Here is an 18,274-nt window from a genome sequence, read left to right as displayed (position 1 = left end):
GAGGATCATCCCCGCATGCGCGGGGAGCACACTTGAATACCTGCGGCTTTGCCCAGGACTCAAGCGAATCACACTAACTTTACCAATCACATCAGAGGCGGGCAAGTGGACAGAAAAACATCCCAATGACCAGCTCATGCCCCGCGCTTTCCGGCCCTCACGGTGACGTTTCCAGGCAGCGCGCAGACCCACCCGCCGTCTTGCACCCCACGTTCCGGCCCTCACGGCGGCATTGTCGAGCGGGATGTGGGCCCATCCCCTGCCTCACGCTCCGAACTTCTTAGCCCTCCGGTACTTGCTTGCCGTGCTCCAACCCCTTTTCCTCGCTCCAGCGAGCGTCGCATCATCCGTGCCCATCGGCCTCCTGATAAGGCCGACCCCCTCGGAGTCGACATGCTCCCAGTCCGGCTGAAACACCTCAAACGAAAGATGTTGCTCATTTCGAGCCGAATACACCATGATCGCCCGCCCGTCACGAGCCAGGTCGAGGACCCTCGCCCAAAGCCGCTCTCTCACCTTCGCGGACACATGGCCCACGTACACACCGGGCGCAATCTCGAGAAGCCAGCGCGTCAAGTCGCCGCGGAGCCCCTGCGGGCAGGCCGTGAGAACAATTACCACCATAGCTACGCCCCACCCTCCTCCGTCGCCCCATCGCCATCCTCCGCGTAGAGCTTCCCCGCGGGCACCTCGCCGCACCGCTCGTCCCACAGGCCAACGTGATTGTCACCAGCATCGTCGACCGCCAGCGGAGTCGGGCCATCCCCCTCCCCCAGCAGCGCTTTGATGTCTCGCGTCATCCGCTTCATGATGCCGAGGTCATACACTGCATCCCTCACCGCCCGGCGAGCCCTCGACCCAACATCCTCGACACCGGCGGCAACCGTCTTGAACGCAGCGGGGATAGAGACCTCCGCCTTATAGAGATCGGCCACGTCATAAACAAACGACCGCTCGTGCCCCACGTGAACAAACCCCAGTCCAGGAGAGCACCCAAGCGCGACTATCGCCGCGTGCGCCAAGCCATACAGGCACACGTTCGCCGCCGAAAGCGCCTGATTGATGGGAGTGCCGTCCTCGAAGGCCTCGGCGTCATAGCTTCGCCGGCTCCACTCCACGCCCGTCTCTTCGGACAGCTTCTTGTACACACGCCTCACGCGGGCGCCTTCCCTACCCCTCAGCTGCTGCATGGTGAGCCCGCTCACGTCCTCGCCGGGAAACCTCATCTGAAACATCTCCCGGGCAACCGCCAGGCGTGACCTCACATTGGAGACGAGCGCCGCCTGGCGTTGGAGCAGCAGGCTCGAATGGGTGAGCGGGCTGCCAAACGCATACATGCGGACGCCGCGCTCCCCCACCCATATCACCGTCGCGCCGCTCTCGCCAATCGTGCACATTGCCTTGTGGCTCACCGTTGTGCCGGGACCAAGCATCAGCACGCTCAAAGCGGCGGAGGGGACCCTGATGGTCCCCTCCTCATCAGTTACCGTTATGGCATTGTCAACCTGGTTGACTATGCAGCGTTCGAAATACAGGAAGGACATGCGGTCCTCCACGCGCGCCAGATCGGCCACCTCGACGGGAGTTGAGCTCGGCTTTGGCCCCTTCCGTGAATATGGGCCCTTCCCGCCAGGCTCGTCAGCGCCCATCTTGGGACACCTCCGCGCCAAGCGGAGCAACAGTCAAAAGCCCGCACCCAAAGCCTTTTGCGTGCCCGATGCCAAAGCCAAGGCTCTTCCTGAATGCCTCTGCATCGACCACTCTCAATACTCCATCAAATTGGGCAACATCGAGGGTCACCTTGGAATCTCCCCTCTTGAAGGCCTCTCTCCCTCGGTTCGACAGAGCCACCTCAAGCGCGCCGAGCCGATTGGTCGGTACCTCGAACCCGCAGCGTGGCGCACGGCTGATAAGCCAATCAATCTGCTGGTCGGCAGTCACATGCCCCAGCCTCTTGCCAACGACCGCCCCGTTCCCTCCAGCACGCCCCTTATCCTTGGCCACCTTGCGCACGGGATTGGCCTTGAGTCGAAACGCCCAGGTCTGCCCCTCTGCAATCCTGTCCAGAAGGTCGTCGTAGCGCTTCGTTTCCCAACTCTTATAGAGGGGCCACCCCGCCTGCTCGCACACGTGCGTCAAATCCGGCTTCTCCGGGCTCACGACATAAAGCCAAGCTCCGCTCGTTGAAGAGCCATCGAGTCTCCAGAGCACCCTGCCCCGCTCGTCTGTGCTCGCCACATTCGGAGGAAAGGCCGCCTCAACGGCAGCATGCATGGCGTAAGGCGAGCTCAACAGCTTGAGAGAGCTCGGCCGGGCCGCATTGAGCGCCATTCTCGTTATATACATCGTCGCTCCTTACAAGAAGCCGAGCGGGTCGTGGGTTTGGTCCCGGTCCGGAAACGTGCCGCCATCCAATCCCTCTGCTTCGGGATGGGAGAGGGAATCCCCTTGAGCGAGCATAGACACCTCACCCTCAGGGCAGGAACAGGAGGGATTGTCCACATACGCCCGCACAACCGCTCGCTGCCCATACCTTCTGCCCTCGCCCGAGAAGCTCAGCGGGTCATCTGCCTGATAGGAGCACGGCTCCCCCGGGCGCGCGTCATAGGCGACCTCGAGGCGAGGGATGGGACTCCTCCGCCGATACCACTCTGAGGCAATCCACGGTGCCCGCGCCAAAGCGTCGCGCACATCCCGATATTCCTCGTGCATCCCCAGAGAAATGGGCAAATCGGAAGGACAAGACCTCCTACCAAGGTAGAGGGGCCAAACGGGATGGTGCAGGGCCTCATCAAGCTCGGCGAGCTTGTCTGCGGGACCTCCCAGCGCAACGAGGAAAGCGGCATCGGACAGGAAGTACCTGTGCGAGAGGGGCATGACGACCTTCTCGTCCAGAGACCTCTCCACCTGGAAATCCCTGAGCAGGCTCCCAGGCTGATCGGTCCGGACTCCAAACTCGAGCAACCTCAAGTCGTCGATGTCCTCCTCCCTCGACCTGCCTTGCGCCGCCGCCAAGAGCCCGATGACCGCGCTCTTCGTCGGCTCTGTTCTCGTTCTCCTTCGAGCGAACCGCGACGAGTCGCCCCACGACTGGAGCGGCCCCGCCAAGCGCAACAGCAAGACCATTGCTACTCCTCCTTGGACGCAAGAACGCCCAGGGCCTCGTCGCGCACTCCCTTAACCAATCCTGGGAGACTCGTGCGCTCGCCAATGATCTCGGCATCAGGAGCACCGCCGTCCACGCAAACGCTCCAAGCCTTGAGGGGGCTCATCCCGTACGTCTCGTCAATGCCCTTGAGTCGCGCCACGAGACGCTTAAGGGCCACCTCGCTCACGGACTCCCCTTCGGTAGCGCGCACCGGGAGTTCAAAAGCCGACACCGCATTAATGGGCTGATCATCACGCAGCTCGACTACGACGGCATAGGGAAGCGTGCGGTTGGCAAACGTGTTTTGCTTTCCAGTCGGCATGGAGCGGACGAACGCCTCCACGAAGGCGGATACGCCTGCTGCCGCAGCCTCCGCGCTCCCAAGCTGCCCATACAGAGAATCGAGGTTGACCGTGGCGTATCTGTAGAGCGTCGAGGAGTTGAAGCCCACGGTGCCAATCATGCCAGCGCCCACGTTGTCCTCGGGAGCGCAGTCATCGACCGCCGTGAAGTAGTCGTACTCCTGGCTGATGCGGTCGACGGAGATGGCGTGAGCAACCTGGGCAGAAGCGTCAGTGTTGAGGTCTGGCGCGTTGGCGAGCATCCGCCCAAAGAGAGCGATATCGACCGCCTGGACCCCATGGAACGCCGCCGACACCTGCTTCTTTACCCCGCTTGGCGCACTGAGGGTCTTCTTGGAGAGATCAGCGCCGTCGTCTGCCCAGGTAATCGCGATGTCGACCAGAGCGTCGAGCTCCGCCTCGGCTATGAAGACAAGGTATTCCGTTACCATGGAGCCCTCGTCCTCGCCGCTCCGCTTGGAAGAGACGACCTTGAGACCGGCCGCGCCCAGCATTGCCACGGCAAGCTTCTCGGCATACTCGGCCAAATCCTCGCGCTTAGCTGCAATGCAATTGGCGAGGAGAGAGACAGCCTTCTTCGTCCTCACGCCCAGCGAACCCTCGGGCAAGAGCTCGGGGAACAGCTTCCTCATCGCGCGCTTCCAGGCCTGGCTCGAGACACGGGCCCTCAGTGCCCCGCCGTAAATCGCCGTCTTCGGGCTTCCCGTATCGTCACGGTTGATGTTGCTGGGAGGTACATTATGCAAAGCATGGATATCGATATACATGGCTATTCCCCCTCGGGATTTTCGGAATCTTCCTTCTTCTGGTCTGGCGCCCGATAGAAGTCGCGCGCCCACCTGGCAAACACGCGGCCCCTGGCACCTTCAGCTTGTACAAGGTAGAGATCGCGCGCGAGCTGCCAGTAATCGACCCGCACGGCGCCCCTGTCGCAGGAGCGCATGAGCATGACGAGCGCACGAAGGTAATGCTCCACGCCCTCAAGGCCTGGCGCCGCCTCGGCAGCAGCAAGACGCTCGACAACCGCCGACGCGTCGTCAAGGTTCGGGACAAGGGTGCGGCACGACCAGCCAAACGATTTCCCGGCAAGCTTCCCGTCATCCTTGCCAAGCAAGGCCATGGGCTCGCTTTTTGACTGCTGATGCACTGCATAGAGACGAAGCGTCGCCGAAACCGTCTCGATAAACCGCCGCTCATCCCGCGCGGATAAATCAAGCTCGGGCATGTCGCCAAAAATCTCTCTTCCCAACAGGAACCAAGATCCTTCATCCGACATTGCCGACCTTCTGATTCGCGCAAGGGACGCACGGGCAACGGACGACCCGTGCCCGGCGCTCAACAGCCCCTTTTGCAGGACGGCAATCTTTCGAGCCGCATACGAAGCCGCCTCGCAGGCATTTTCATATTGTGAACGCGTCATCTACTCCTCCCCTTCCTCTGTGTCGGAACCCTCGCGGCCCGCGTCTCCCTTACGCCCATTCAGGTCGAGAGCCTTTCTCAAGCTCGCCCGAAACATGACGAGCGCCCGTCCAACGGTCATGTCGTCGTTGCCGACAAACGACCCCATAGGAGACGTACCGAGATACTCCAGGCCGACGGCCTCGACAATTTGGCAGGTGTCTTGGAGCCACGACCTCTTGAAGTGGGCAACGTCGTCATCAGGCGAGAAGCGAGAGAGCCGCTCCCTAAAGAGCCCGTCAAGTCTGGAATAGGCGAGCTCGCGCACGTCGGCCTTTACCGCGCTTGCCGCCGAATCCTTAAAGTCCGAATAAAGTCGGCGGTCTCCCGTGGACTTCTCGACGTTCTCGACGAAATAGACGAGCAGACCAACCGCCTTGTCCGCCCTGGCAACAACGTCGATTGCTGTATAGACCATCTGCGAAAACGGGGATGACATTGCGGCGCTCATGCGGAAGGCGTCATCAACGGCATCGTCGACGACACTGTTCTGCACGCCGTAAACGCAACCGTATCCATGGACGGACACCACCTGGCCACGCGCGAGGACATCGGAGGAGTCCCACATCTCACCAAGCCATTTGATGACGCCCGGACGCAGGTCGCGGACCTCTTGCCCGGACTGTCTGCCGAAGGCAAGCAGGGACGAAAGCCCTCTCCAGATGGCCTTGTTTGAGACAAAGCGCTCCGGCACGAGTGGCAGATAGGATGTGCCGAGCCTCTTCTTTTGCGCCTCGCTCTCCTTCCAGGCGGTCATCATCTCAACCCCCTGCTTATCAACAAGAGAGGCGCTGTCTCCATAACACATGATCACGCCATCGACGCGCTGACCGTCCCCAGACGGAACAAGCCGTATCCGGCGGCTTTGCCAAGTGAGCGCCTGGACCGGACCCGCCGGCTCACTATCGCGCTGATCAGGCCCCTGGGGCGGAAGCTCCCATGGGGGCAGGTCACCCTCAACGCCCAGCAACGTCCCTCCCGCGGCGTCCGGACGATACAGGGGCCAATTGAGCATGAGTGTCTGGAAGAGGCTCTCCCCCTCCAGCATGACGCCGCCCAAATTGCCGCACCAAGACACGCCCGCCGGATAGGCCCTGCCCGACTTTGCCCGCGTATTGCCGACAACGGCCGACTTGATGCCAGACGCATCCCAGGCCTGCACGGTCAGGAGATTACAAGCCGCCTCGGAAAAATACAGGCTCTCAACGCACTGCATGGCGCGCTGGGAAAAGAGGAACTTCTCAGGCTTGCCAGGGACGTCCGGCAATAACAAGCCGACGGAGCTCGCGCCGCCCTTTTCATAGACAAGCCCGGGGACCTGATAGAAGGGACACTCATCATCGAAGAGGTCAAATCGACTCGACCACTCGTCCAGATAGCGGCTGATGCGACCGTCCGCAAAGGAGCCTCGACGCCACAGCTCGGCCCACAGACGCCGAAGCGTCCCTTCCGGTAGGTTGGCCACATAATACGACCGATACATAATTGCCACCGCCAAGCGCACGATGGCAAAGTTGGTTTGAGAAAGCCCTGCGGATATCATCCGTAGCCCATTAGCCTGAGCAAACAGTTCCCGAAGAGAGACGAGGCGCTCTCGCCCGTCCAGATCGACGACGGGAATCCAGGCCTCTTCCAGGAGGTTATACGTAAGCTGCTGGCTCATTGCCCCCTCCTCTCGTTTTGCGATGGGTTAAATTGCAGAAAAAGTGCACCCCACAGGTGTGGGGATCACATTTGGAACCTTCTCTTATCAAGGTTCATACCTCTTGGTTGAAGGGACCACGAGCGAGCTTGGAGATGCTTCAAGCCTTGCCCGCCCGCTCGTCGTCTCCCGAGAGGTGGCATCTCCCGAAGGCAGTACCCGGTCTTCGGGAGATGGTTGAAGCATAGAGAAAAAATCCAACTAATAAGAGAAAGATGTCAGCTTATCCCCCGAACGGTAGCCAGCCCTCCGCGTCTGGTATAAGACACCCTCCAGCCACAGACATCCGCCACAAACTCGTCGCCATCCTCCTGCCGCAAGGCAAGCACGAGCCGGCCCGCCAGCCAAGGAGAATCCTGCCAGGCAGCCGTCCACTTCCCGCAGTTCTCTTCGAGCTCGTCTATGAGCTCGTCAAGCTTGTCGAGCGAGCACATCGAGAGTGGCAGGCGAATGGCACACTGGGCAACGAGCCTCGCGACATCCGCCGAGGGCTCAAAGGCGGTGGGAACCCTGGAGCCAGGATCGACGCCGTTCCTCTCGTCACCAATCCAGGGAAGCAGGCACAGCCCACCCTCCGTCTCCTGCAGAAGGAGAACCTCGACCGTTTCCTGGGTATCCCTTACAGCTCGCTGGCCCTTATCGGTATCCGCCCTTCCTCCTCCCTCAATGCTTCGCTCGCACATGTCAACCAACGTTCTTTCGTTTTCCATAAGTGGCACGACAGAAGCGAGCAGGCACGTTCCGGCCCTACGGGCCTTGCGGGTGAGCTGCCCCTCCCGTGCCAAACGGGCCTGTTCGTAGGCTTCCCGCCATGCCAATGGAACGCCATCGCCCCCGTCTCGATACGCCCGTTGGACAAGGGGCGAGATGTCGTTGGGGAGGCACACACGAGTGTGAACGCCGTCATCCGTGAGCCCCAGCACCGCAAGAGACTCAAGCAGCGAGGCATGGTCATAGACGTTGCAAATCCCCTTTGAGAACCGCGGCCCATCTGCCCCGAGCTCCTCCACGCCCCTGACCATGCACGTCGGCCTTTGCAGCAATCGAGGCCTTTCGCACTCCCCTTGTCCCCTGTTGTGCCGATGCAGCCTTCCAAGCCTCTGGAGTACGAGGTCAACAGGGGCGACATCCGCAACAAGCAGGTCAAAGTCAATGTCGAGCGACTGCTCGAGCACTTGCGTGCCAACAACCACCAGGCGCTTTGGCCGCCTCCCGTTTTCCGCCGTCGCTCGAGGTCCGAGAAGCGCGCGGAGACGCTCTTCGTTGGCCATGCGGTCGAGATCGGAGAAGCGTGAATGAGTCAGCATCACGTTGCCGGGACCAAGAGCTTCGAAAAGGCATTCCGCCGCCTCCTGGGCGCGGCTGACGGTGGAGCAGATGACGCCGGCGCAGCCGCCATTCGCCAATGCGACGGAAAGGGTTTCGAGGAGGTCGGCGATATCGTCTCGCAGCAGGCTGACATCAATCTCCCTGGCCACGCCCCCCTGCTCGATTCTCATGCTCCGGGCAATACGACCCTCGGTGTACGTAAGAAGCGGATACGCGTCCTCCTCGGTCATGATTCCAGAAACATCAAAAGATGGTGTGGCCTTGGGACCCGTATCGGATGTGCCCTTCCCATCGGAGTCGCCACCATCCTCAGCGGCGGCACCCTCCCTATCGGCACCCGCGCTGAGCCCTGGCTCGGTACCCTGCCTTATCTCTGAGCCGCGCTCCCGCTTGCCGCCAGGTCTAGCCCCGGCACCACCGCCATCAGGCTCTTCCCCGGGATCTTCAACTCGTAGTCCGAGGAGACCCGCGATGAGCTCATCTTCCGACGAAGGCTCAGGCACGCGAGCCTCCCGCCCCTTCAGATACGATTCACACAACCCCTTCCGCTGGGCCAACGGGAGCGTGGCGGAAAGCAGGATGACGGGGACGCGCCAGGCACCAAGCCATTCAAGAACACGCAAGAGATAGCGCCGCATGTACGCGTCGTAAGCATGGCATTCGTCGATGATGACGACCTTGTTCGCAAGGGCGAGATGACGCAGGGGGAGATGCTTCATCTGGAGCGCACCCATAAGCACCTGGTCCACGGTACAGACAACGAAGTTGGCCAGCATCCCCCTCTTCCGGCCGAACATCCAATCGGACACCTCCACGCCTTGAGTCGAAGCATCCTCGAGGTCGTAGCCGATATCGGCAAAGCGACGAGCACGCCGGCTCTCACTCACCAGGCCTTGAAACTCCTCGTTTAGCCCAGCCTTTCCGTGGGCAAGATAGACGCTCTTTTCGCCAAGCCCCTCTTCGCAGGGAAGGCGGTCAAGCCACTTGTGGACGCGCCCGAACAACGCGTCGGTGGTGGCCATCGTGGGCAGGGCGACGCAAACTCCCCCGAGCCCCTGGCGCGCCGCAAGCACCTCCGCCGCTGCGAGGGCCGCCTCGGTCTTTCCGGAGCCCATGGGAGCCTCGATGAGCATGAGACCGAGGTCTGCCGAGTCACGGGCGAGCCCATAGGCAGCGCGCTGCATCGGATGGGGCTTCGCGCCCGAAGGGAAGCCGAAGCGAGAAGCAAAGTACGCGTCCGCATCCGAAAAGTGCGGCGTCTCTGCCCAGGAGGGAGCAATGGAGAGCGCCTCCCACGCCGTCTCGCCGCGACTCCGCAGCGCATGGAGGTCGACGCATCCGGACGCATCCGCAAACCTTGTTGGGGGCGCTATGAGCTCCTGGAGCGGAAATACGTCCTGGTTGCTCGCCATCCAGTCGGCCATTATCACGATACCGACGACAAGGCTCGCAACCGGCGCGGGTAAGGGATGTTTTGACAGTTCGTCCAAGGCCTCGTCATCGAGACCAGAAAGCTGCCTTGCAAACTCGAGCAGTTCCTCTTGGACGCTTTCCCACTCTCCCGAGGTGCCTCCCGAATCTCCCTGGGCACTCCGCTCGGCATTCCCCCTGTTTCCCCAGGCGCTTCCCGGCACCTCTCGGAAGCTTCCCCGCTTTCCCAAGACGCTCCCCGGATCATCCTGGGGTCCCTCCTTCGCATCTCCCGAGACAGCGAACCCATACGGCTCGTCGCAGGCGGTGCGGGCCTTTCGACACTCCTCGGATATGGGAAAGCGCCCGTGGTGTGCGCCGATGGCGCTCGCATACGAGCGGACGACGTCTCTTTCCCAACCCTTGGACGCCAGATATCTCTCGAGAATCACCATGCCAGCAATGGGGTGCCCAGGAACTCCACTAGACGAGGGAAGGGAGGAAAAGCGGAGACCGGCCTTCCTCGCCTTATATGAGAGGTCGCCAGCCTCGATCCTTCCGAAGGCCCAGATGGGCTGGGCCTGAAAGACCGGCGTGGCTTTGCCGATGTCATGCGCGGCGCAAAGAAAGCGAACGAGCGTCTCGGCGAGAATCGGGATGCCCGCCGCAGGTTCAAGGACGCGCTTGATTGCATCTGAGAGCCATGATTGCCAGAGCTTCTCGCCAATGAACTCGGCGTCTGCCATGTGGACGTACAAGGGGAGCCAGGCTTCGCCCTCTCCCCCGTCGCTCTTTGCCCAAAGCGAGCGAGCCTGACGAGAGAGGATTAGTTCCTCGGCGGCGATGGCACCCATACGACCTCCAGCCCGGCGACGCACTACACCCTTTTGGCTCTACGAGCCACCACGTCCAAGTATGGAACTTGCCCCGCGCGAGCGTAGCGAGAACCGTCGTCTTCAAGCATGGCATAAAAGCAATGCAGCGCTGCTTGTGTGTCATTCAAGGCATCGTGAGGCCGGAATGCGCGACCAGGGCTCCCGACATACCCGTAGCGTTTGGCGCACGCCTCGAGCGTTTGGAAGCGATAGCTCCTGTTGCCACCTGCCCCACGCACGCGCCTATTAGCGACGGGAGCAAACTCGCGCATCACGTCGAAGCGCTCGCATGTCGGCAGCGCGATGCCGGCGGCTTCGAGAAACGCGATGTCAAACGCGAGGTTGTAGCCGACGAGCAGATCCGCGCCACCCAGGGCCTCCGCGACCCTGGCGGAAACGTCGGCAATCGGAGGAGCGCCCTTCACCATCTCGGGAGTGATGCCGTGGATTGCCTCTGCACACGGCCAAGACTGGTGGCGCGCCGACCTTGTGAGGGCGTTAATCGCAACCGACCCATCGCCATACACGACAGCAATTTGCAGGATTTCGTCACTACGGGGGTCAAGCCCCGTAGTCTCCACGTCAACGCCGGCGACGAGGGCTCGAGGCACCTCCCGAAGCCAACCGACGTCTCCGCGCTCATGCCAAAGCATGGGCAGGAACAATATGCCAGCAAACACCGAGCCGGATGATCTTGCAGTTTGTTGCAACAAAATCCACTGAACATTTATTTGTTCTCAACATAATAGCTTTTCATTATCGACATTATTCTCGCAGAGGTGGTAAATTGCTTTATTAACATCCGTGAAAGGGAATTATCGACATTTAAAGCCCTCTCAGAAGATTCTCCAGGAGCGTCAAGGGTGACAATTGTATGTTCGTTAATCCAGCTTAATTCAAATCCAGGCAACAATTCAGAATAAGTCGGAAAGAGACCGTACGAAACGAAAACCCTATTTAGATTAATATTATATAGATTCCGTCGCTCAATCCCCATCATTGATACATGCGCGTCATTAACTGCAAGATTTCTCGTTCCGCAATAATCTCCATACGCCAAAGAATAATCCAGGCTTAGAGAATCGGCAAGGGACTGCCGATCAAACAACTACCAGGAAACAGTAAACGTAAAGTCGCTATTAGAATTCCGCGCCCATTTACTTAAATTAGAATCCCATATTTTATCAATAAATGGAACTGCCAGGCAAACGCTCTCTTCATCCGAGAGAGGCTTGTTTGATTTTTGCTGCATTAGTCCAGTAGTTTTACACAAATCATATTTGTGTAGTTTTCTCTCATCCCAAATAATCTGATTGGTCCTATTCGCATCTTCTATAAACATAATTTAGAAAAAGAAGACCCCCGATAAGAAGTCCTCTTTATATTATGGCGTCCCGCGCCTGCTCGGCACCGTGCCCGTCCGGCAGGTGGGGCGGTATCGCGAGGCGGGTCGTGCGCTCCACAGGCGTCCCGGTCGCCGACCTGTTGGCCGCGCCCGTGATCGGGTCGCCCTCCCAGTGGCCGGGCACGGCGCGGTCCCCGGCCTCGGCGGGCCGCTCCCCGGTCATCACCATCGGGTCGCGGAACCAGGGCCTGCGCTCGTCGGTGGCCGGCCTGGGGCGGCGGGTGACCCGGCCCCTCGACCGCGCACAGACGGCCTGGCATATGATCTCGTGGCAAGCGCTCATCCTGGGAGAGATAGTAGCCGTCTATCTTCTTGGGCTCTTCCATGCCCCCACGATGCCAGTCCTCGAGGGCGCGCCCGTCGCGGCCGGTCGACCTCATGCGCCCGTTCCCCCAAACCTCGCCGGCGCGCTTGGAGACCCAACCTACTTGGCCGCCTGCGTGAAGTTCATGCCGCCGGAGACGAGCCCGAGGTGCTTTCTCCTACGCGCCTCCTGCATCTCCCTCGACTTTCCGTTGACGGTTCCGTCGAATTCGCAGCCCATCGCAAACACCCTTTCCAATCAAGGGTGTTGCAGCGTTCGCTCGAATCGGCCCCGAGCACGACGTCGCCTGGGAGGAAGCGGAGCGAATGAGCGCCGGGGAGGCGTGCGCCCGCCTGTTCCCGGAGTGCGAGCAGCCGAGGCCGGCGTACCCGGGCCCGGATTGGGGAGCGGCCTGCGCCGAGCTCGCGAAGGTCGGCGCAGGCCCAGGCTCCCGCACGGCGAGTGCCGCGAGGAGCGCGCCGCGCGGGGCGAGGCGGCCATGTCCCACGACCGCCTCTGCAGGCGATACGGGCAGTTCGCGGCCGGCGGGAACGTCGTGGGCGAGGTCGGCCGCAAGGCGGGCAGGAACATGGAGGTCGACTGGTCCGGTCCGACCATGTCCCTCGTCGACCCGGCGACCGGCGTCGTCTCGAAGGTCTGTTTGTTCGTCGCCTGCCTGCCCTTCAGCGGGCGCGGCTACGCCGAGCCGGCCCTCGACATGAGGCGGGACACCTGGCTGCGCCGCCACGTCCACGCGTTCGAGTCCCTCGGCGGCGCCACCCCGCGCGTCGTGCCCGACAGCCTCAAGACCGGCGTCACCGCCCACCCGAGGGAGGGCGAGGTCGTGCTCAACGCCGCTTACGAGGACCTCGCCGCCCGCGCCTGAGATTATATGACCCGCAATAATGGCATTTGCCAACTTCGGTTGTTTTCGGCAAGCGGTGCTGCCGGTACAGGGCTGATTGGCATGTGCCTGCAGAGCGTGATCAGCTTACGGAGCTCGCGCAGCTGTTCCTTCATCTCTGCCGATACGAGGCGGCTTTCGATAGCCTTACGGATGGCCTTGCGGCGGGTCCATTCGTCGAGGGGCGGGGCGGGGCGGCGCAAGAGCTTACCCTCGGTCGCTCGAGATATGGCAGCGACGTCTTCGGCTGCTTGACCACGGCCTCCGCTAGGTACCAGGCGCACATCATGTTGAGGCAATACGTGTCGCCACGAGGGTTGGAGCCGGCTAAGGCACTCGCCCCGGAACCACCGCACTCGCCAGTATATTGCGCATCCGCCCCTCGCCCACCAGCCAGATGCAAATCCGACGAGCGCTCGCCAGCCAGATGTGCCTCTGCAACCATATCGAGAAAACGCGGCTCGAACCGCTCGTCCAAAAACTGCACCATCAGCACTCGAATGGCGAAGCGCATGGTGTAGCAACGCCCAGACGCCAGCCAGCGCTCCACGCGCGCAAGCGTCTCTTCCGGTCTGCACTCCAACGCTTTGATTGGCAGTTGGTCGCAGGTAGCCCAATTGTCGATATGCGGCAAAAAACGCCTCGATTCGCTCGGGCGCCGCATCCCAGTCCCGTTCGGCCCCGATGACAAAGGCGTGCACCTGCATCTCCTCGAACAGTCAATGCGGCAGCTCGCGCAAAATGCCCCCGGCATCGTCGCGACGAACAAGCTCCCGAGCAATACGCCGCAGCTCAGGCGAACGAACACCCACGATGCGCCGGGAGTCAACGCTTGGAATGAGCGAGGCAATAAATGCCTAGTAACCATGGTCTGCCTTCTCCGCAAACGACCTGTGAACAAACTCGCTCGCCGTGTCATACCCAAACCTCGGCAGCTCGCGCCGAAGCACATCCTCAAAAGGCTCGTCCCCAGCAAGTGCGAGCAGTCGGTCTTTCTCGCCACGAGACAGCTGCTTGAAGTGCGCCTCGGCACTCATCGCCCGCTGTTTGGAGTTGAACCTCGCCTGAGCCACAAGTTTCACGGGCGCGTGCGACTTTGTATAGCGTGCGTCCCTTCCCGACTGATGTGCCTCCAGCCGCGCCTGAACGTCGACGGCGTACCCCGTGTACAGACTCCCGTCACCGCACTCAAGTACGTACAGGTAGTGTTCAAAGGGGCTCAAGATCTCTCCGAACTCAATGAGACTTCACGATGGGGCCGACACCAATAAGGTATCGGCCCCACAGTCAAAAAAGGGCATGCCGTCATCGGGGCTCAGAAGCAAATCGGCCCCAAGCCTTCGTCGAGGCTAAAGGTTGTCCTCTCCACGCCCAGCGTCCCACCGCTGCCAGAAGAGCAAGACGGCAACAACGCCGCAGGTCACAAAGATGTCGGCAACGTTGAAGACCGGAAAGTCGACGAACGTCGTCGCAAAGAAGTCCGTAACCTCGCCCGCCACCACGCGGTCGATGAGATTGCCAACGCCACCGCCGGCAACGGCGCCGAGCGAGCACACCAGCCCCATGGGCATCTCGCGCTCGCGCACCACCCACACCGTGCAGGCGGCAACAATGCCGATGGCCAACAGCGCGAACACCCACGTGGCCCCGGAGCCAATCGAGAAGGCGGCGCCCGTGTTCTTGACGAGCGCGAGGTCAAGGTATCCCGGCACAACCGTGACGGGGCCGCCCGCCAACGCCGTGCGGGCCCAGGCCTTGGTGACCTGGTCAAGCACGACGCCGCAGACGGCGACCCCAGCAAATCCGGCTATGCGCACGCGCAGCGACAAGGCACTACTCCTCACAGCCACAGGCCGCTACGGCCTCGTGGCAGCGCGGGCAGAGGCCATCGGCGCCAAGGCCGCGCCAATACCAGCAGCGCGGGCACTTCTCGCCCTCGGCCGGCAGCACCTCGGCGGCCAGCTCGGCACCCTCGCGCACCTCCACGCCGGAGCACACGAGCGCCTCGGCCAGGAGCTCACCGTCATTGGCAAGCAGCTCGTAGGCATCGCTCGGCAGCGTCAGCACGCAACGGGCGGCCTGTGTGGTCTTCTCGCTGATGACGCCCTCGCCGAGCGCCTCCTCGTAGGCCTTGGTGAAGGCACCGCGGACCTCGAGCATGGCGTTGTACGTGGGCAGGAGCTTCGCCACCTGGTCCTTGGCAAGCGGGCTCTTCCACCAGTCGAGCAGCGCGGCGAAGGTCTGGCCGTCGCGGGCGCTCTCGGGCAGGTGTGCCATGACCTCGTCCGTGGTGAAGGACAGGATCGGCTGGAGGTCGCGGAGCAGCATCTCGAGCAGGTAGTACCAGCAGGTCTGGGCGCTCTTGCGGGCCCTGGAGTCCTTGGCCTCGCAGTACATGCGATCCTTGGTGGCGTTGAGGTAGCCGTTGGAGAGCTCCGTCACCACGAAGTCATAGAGCGCACGATAGACCTGGTAGAAGCGGTAGCCGGCGTAGGCCTCGGACACCTTGTCGTGCATGTCGCAGGCGCGCGCGAGCACGAGCAGGTCGTACGGCTCCATCTCCGCAACCGGCACGAGGTCGCGCTCGGGGTCGAACTGGTCCTCGAGCTCGCCCAGCAGGAAGCGGAAGGTGTTGCGGAAGCGGCGGTAGGCGTCAGAGGTGCGCGCGAGGATCTCGTGGTCGATGGCCACGTCGTTGGACGTGTCCGTGGAGGCCACCCACAGGCGCAGGATGTCGGCGCCCATCTCGTCGCAGACCTTGTTCGGGTCGATGACGTTGCCGAGCGACTTGGACATCTTGCGACCCTGGCCGTCGAGCGTGAAGCCCTGGGAGACGACCGCCTTGTAGGGCGGGATGTCGTTGGCGCCAACGGAGGTCAGAAGCGAGCTCTGGAACCAGCCGCGGTGCTGGTCGGATCCCTCGAGGTACATGTCGGCCGGATAGTTGAGCTCGTCGCGGAACTCGCAGACGGCCTTCCAGGAGACGCCGGAGTCCCACCACACGTCGAGGATGTCCTTGTCGGCGCGCAGGTGGTGTCCGCCGCACTTGGGGCACACGCAGGCGTCGCCGAGGTAGTCCTCGGGCTTGTCGGTGAACCAGGCGTCGGAGCCCTTCTCGTGGAAGAGCTTGATGACGGCGTCGAGCGTGGCGTCGTTCATGACCGTCTCGCCGCAGTCCTCGCAGGTATAGCTCGGGATGGGCACGCCCCAGTTGCGCTGGCGCGAAATGCACCAGTCGGGCCTGCCCTCCACCATGGCGTGGATGCGCTTGCTCGCGCGCTCGGGGTACCAGGCCACCTTGTGCTCGATGGCGTCGAGCGCCTCGTCGCGCAGGTTCGTCTTGTCCATGGAGACGAACCACTGGTTGGTGGCGCGGAACAGCACCGGCTGGTGGCAGCGCCAGCAGTGCGGGTAGCTGTGCGTGATCTTGACCTCGGCCACAAGGGTGCCCTTGTCGCGGAGGAACTGGATGATCTTGGGGTTGGCCTCGTCGGTGTCCATGCCAGAGAACGGACCGCCGGTGCCAAACTCGTCGCCCACGTAGAACTTGCCGTCGTCATCGACCGGCATGCAGATGTCCATGCCCTCGGCGACGCAGACGTAGTAATCGTCGACACCGTGGCCAGGCGAGTTGTGGACGATACCAGTACCGTCATCAACGCCGACGTAGCCGGCGAGCAACGCCACGCCCTCGACACCGTCGAAGATCGGCTGCTTGTAGTGCAGGTGGTCGAAGGTCTCGGCCTTCACGACGTAGGGTTTGCCATCGACCATGACCGGCGTGTAGTCCCAACCCGCAATCTCGCAGACCTTGGGCGCGAGGTGCTCGAGCATGATCTCGGCGCGGCCGTCGTGCTCCACGGCCACGTAGTCGGCCTCGGGCTTGAGGGAGACCGCCTGGTCGGACGGCATGGTCCACGGGGTGGTGGTCCAGATCACGAAGTCAACGGGGCCGTCGAAGCTCTCGAGGCCGGCCGGCTTGGACGTGAGCTCGAAACGCACGTAGATGGACGGGCTCGTCTCATCGCCGTACTCGATCTCGGCCTCGGCGAGGGCGGTGTGGCAGTGCTTGCACCAGTGCACTGGCTTGCGGCCACGGTACACCATGCCCTTGTCGTACATCTTCTTGAAGACCTCGATGTCGGCGGCGTCGTGCTGGTGGTAGAGGGTGAGGTAGGGGTGATCCCAGTCACCGAGCACGCCAAGGCGGCGGAAGCCGGCCTTCTGGAGTTCGATGTTCTCGACCGCGAACTTGTTGCACATCTCGCGGATCTCGGCCGTCGGCATCTCGTTGAACTTCTTGGTACCGACCTTCTCCTCGACCTTGTGCTCGATGGGCTGGCCATGGCAGTCCCAGCCAGGTACGTACGGGACGTCGCGGCCCTGCATCATCCAGTAGCGGTTGATGATGTCCTTGGAAATCTTGTTCATGGCGTGGCCCACGTGGATGGGGCCGTTCGCGTACGGCGGGCCATCGTGTAGGACGAACTTGTCGTGGCCGGCGTTCTTCTTGCGGACAAGCTCATAGACGTTGTTATCGCGCCAGGCCTTGAGGCGCTCGGGCTCCCTGGTAGCGAGGCTCGCCCGCATAGGGAAGCTCGTCTTGGGAAGGTTCATGGTGTGCTTGTACTCGTTTGCCATCTGAACGTGCTGCTCCTTCCGCGGGCGCGCGCCCGCACTAGCCGAGCGCCCGTGGACGCGAGCCCCGTGGCTGAGGCCGCATGCCGGATTGCCCGGCTCCCGCCAGCGCGACGCCGGCGGGCCACGAAAAAAGCGCCCGTCCCCACAGCCGGGACGAATCGCCTGGAAGCGGCACGTTGAGACACGGCCGCGGCAACCTCGTTCAACCACCCAGCGAGCGGAGATCCGCCTTACTCGGCTGGCCTGTCACGGCGGCCACTCCGATGGCTCCTACTGGGTGCGCGCTTGCGCGCGCCGCCGGCTTGCGCCGGCCTGTTCGGGCCACGGCTCCGGGGTGATGTTCGCCTAGGTGCGGCCGCGGGCTCCCACCATTCCCGCTCGCTTGAGACCGCAGTGACCGGGTTACTCGTCCCCATCACAGCTTTCGTGGGTCATGGTAGCACGCCCGGGGACGCCGGGCTCCAACGAAACAGTCTGGAAACGAAGACGGCAGCCATCCCGAGTCGAGAACGCAGCCTTGGGACGGGGAGGGACACGCCCCGGCCTCCGAACCGCGGCAGCCATTCCAAGTCGAGGACGAAACCGTAGTAGCCGGGATAACAGCCCCCTCGAGTCGGGCCGGGTCGTGAGGGTCAGACAGCGGTCATATTGGTTTGGTGCGGTTTTGACGGTTTTGTATGTCTCTCTGGCTGGCGCCCACAAGGGCGTGCGGTTTGCGCGGATTTGAATATTCAAA

13 protein-coding genes and 1 pseudogene are annotated in these 18,274 nt (G+C 62.2%); 1 reads left to right on the top strand and 13 read right to left on the bottom strand.

Going from position 1 to position 18,274, the window contains the following annotated elements:
* Window positions 1-264 precede the first annotated feature (264 nt).
* The 10 genes and pseudogenes from cas2e to EFAMC1_RS11530 form a co-directional block, all read right to left on the bottom strand.
* Entirely contained in the window at window positions 265-624 is a 360-nt protein-coding gene (gene cas2e / locus EFAMC1_RS09100) for a type I-E CRISPR-associated endoribonuclease Cas2e (protein WP_154053961.1), read from the bottom strand.
* Between the two features lie 2 nt (window positions 625-626).
* Entirely contained in the window at window positions 627-1,649 is a 1,023-nt protein-coding gene (gene cas1e / locus EFAMC1_RS09095) for a type I-E CRISPR-associated endonuclease Cas1e (protein ID WP_154053960.1), read from the bottom strand.
* Window positions 1,639-2,346 (bottom strand): type I-E CRISPR-associated protein Cas6/Cse3/CasE, encoded by a 708-nt coding sequence (gene cas6e / locus EFAMC1_RS09090; protein ID WP_154053959.1) that lies wholly within the window; start codon window positions 2,344-2,346, stop codon window positions 1,639-1,641. The genes cas1e and cas6e overlap by 11 nt, the downstream gene beginning before the upstream one ends.
* A 9-nt stretch (window positions 2,347-2,355) precedes the next feature.
* Window positions 2,356-3,126 carry a type I-E CRISPR-associated protein Cas5/CasD gene (cas5e, locus tag EFAMC1_RS09085; protein WP_154053958.1) on the bottom strand — a complete coding sequence of 257 codons (771 nt, stop codon included), beginning with the start codon at window positions 3,124-3,126 and terminating at the stop codon, window positions 2,356-2,358.
* Window positions 3,127-3,128: 2 nt separating this feature from the next.
* Window positions 3,129-4,277, bottom strand: a complete 1,149-nt coding sequence (cas7e, locus tag EFAMC1_RS09080) for a type I-E CRISPR-associated protein Cas7/Cse4/CasC (RefSeq protein WP_154053957.1) — start codon at window positions 4,275-4,277, stop codon at window positions 3,129-3,131.
* Between the two features lie 2 nt (window positions 4,278-4,279).
* A complete protein-coding gene (gene casB / locus EFAMC1_RS09075; RefSeq protein WP_154053956.1) occupies window positions 4,280-4,930 on the bottom strand; it encodes a type I-E CRISPR-associated protein Cse2/CasB in 651 nt (216 codons plus the stop codon).
* Complete coding sequence (gene casA, locus EFAMC1_RS09070; protein ID WP_154053955.1) at window positions 4,931-6,631, bottom strand: type I-E CRISPR-associated protein Cse1/CasA; 1,701 nt, start codon at window positions 6,629-6,631, stop codon at window positions 4,931-4,933.
* A gap of 257 nt (window positions 6,632-6,888) precedes the next feature.
* Complete coding sequence (locus tag EFAMC1_RS09065; RefSeq protein WP_154053954.1) at window positions 6,889-10,263, bottom strand: CRISPR-associated endonuclease Cas3''; 3,375 nt, start codon at window positions 10,261-10,263, stop codon at window positions 6,889-6,891.
* 23 nt (window positions 10,264-10,286) lie between these two features.
* Entirely contained in the window at window positions 10,287-10,865 is a 579-nt protein-coding gene (locus EFAMC1_RS09060) for a 3'-5' exonuclease (protein WP_187324643.1), read from the bottom strand.
* Window positions 10,866-11,666: 801 nt separating this feature from the next.
* Window positions 11,667-11,933 (bottom strand): annotated as a pseudogene (locus EFAMC1_RS11530) (IS30 family transposase); the annotation flags it as partial.
* A gap of 559 nt (window positions 11,934-12,492) precedes the next feature.
* On the opposite strand from EFAMC1_RS11530, the gene EFAMC1_RS09055 reads away from it, so the two are divergent.
* On the top strand, window positions 12,493-12,879 hold the full coding sequence (locus EFAMC1_RS09055; RefSeq protein ID WP_154053952.1) for a transposase: 387 nt from the start codon (window positions 12,493-12,495) through the stop codon (window positions 12,877-12,879).
* 875 nt (window positions 12,880-13,754) lie between these two features.
* Here the strand turns inward: EFAMC1_RS09055 and EFAMC1_RS11305 are convergent.
* From EFAMC1_RS11305 to ileS, 3 genes are all read right to left on the bottom strand, one after another.
* Window positions 13,755-14,120 carry a GIY-YIG nuclease family protein gene (locus EFAMC1_RS11305; RefSeq protein ID WP_261981849.1) on the bottom strand — a complete coding sequence of 122 codons (366 nt, stop codon included), beginning with the start codon at window positions 14,118-14,120 and terminating at the stop codon, window positions 13,755-13,757.
* Between the two features lie 126 nt (window positions 14,121-14,246).
* Window positions 14,247-14,726 carry a signal peptidase II gene (gene lspA, locus EFAMC1_RS09045; RefSeq protein ID WP_261981848.1) on the bottom strand — a complete coding sequence of 160 codons (480 nt, stop codon included), beginning with the start codon at window positions 14,724-14,726 and terminating at the stop codon, window positions 14,247-14,249.
* Window positions 14,727-14,730: 4 nt separating this feature from the next.
* Window positions 14,731-17,538: an isoleucine--tRNA ligase gene (gene ileS / locus EFAMC1_RS09040; RefSeq protein WP_154053951.1), complete on the bottom strand. Its 2,808-nt coding sequence runs from the start codon at window positions 17,536-17,538 to the stop codon at window positions 14,731-14,733.
* Window positions 17,539-18,274: the final 736 nt, after the last annotated feature.

The sequence above is a fragment of the Olsenella uli genome (genome assembly GCF_901212675.1).
GTDB lineage: Bacteria > Actinomycetota > Coriobacteriia > Coriobacteriales > Atopobiaceae > Parolsenella > Parolsenella uli_B.
This window is presented reverse-complemented; position numbering and strand designations above follow the sequence as displayed.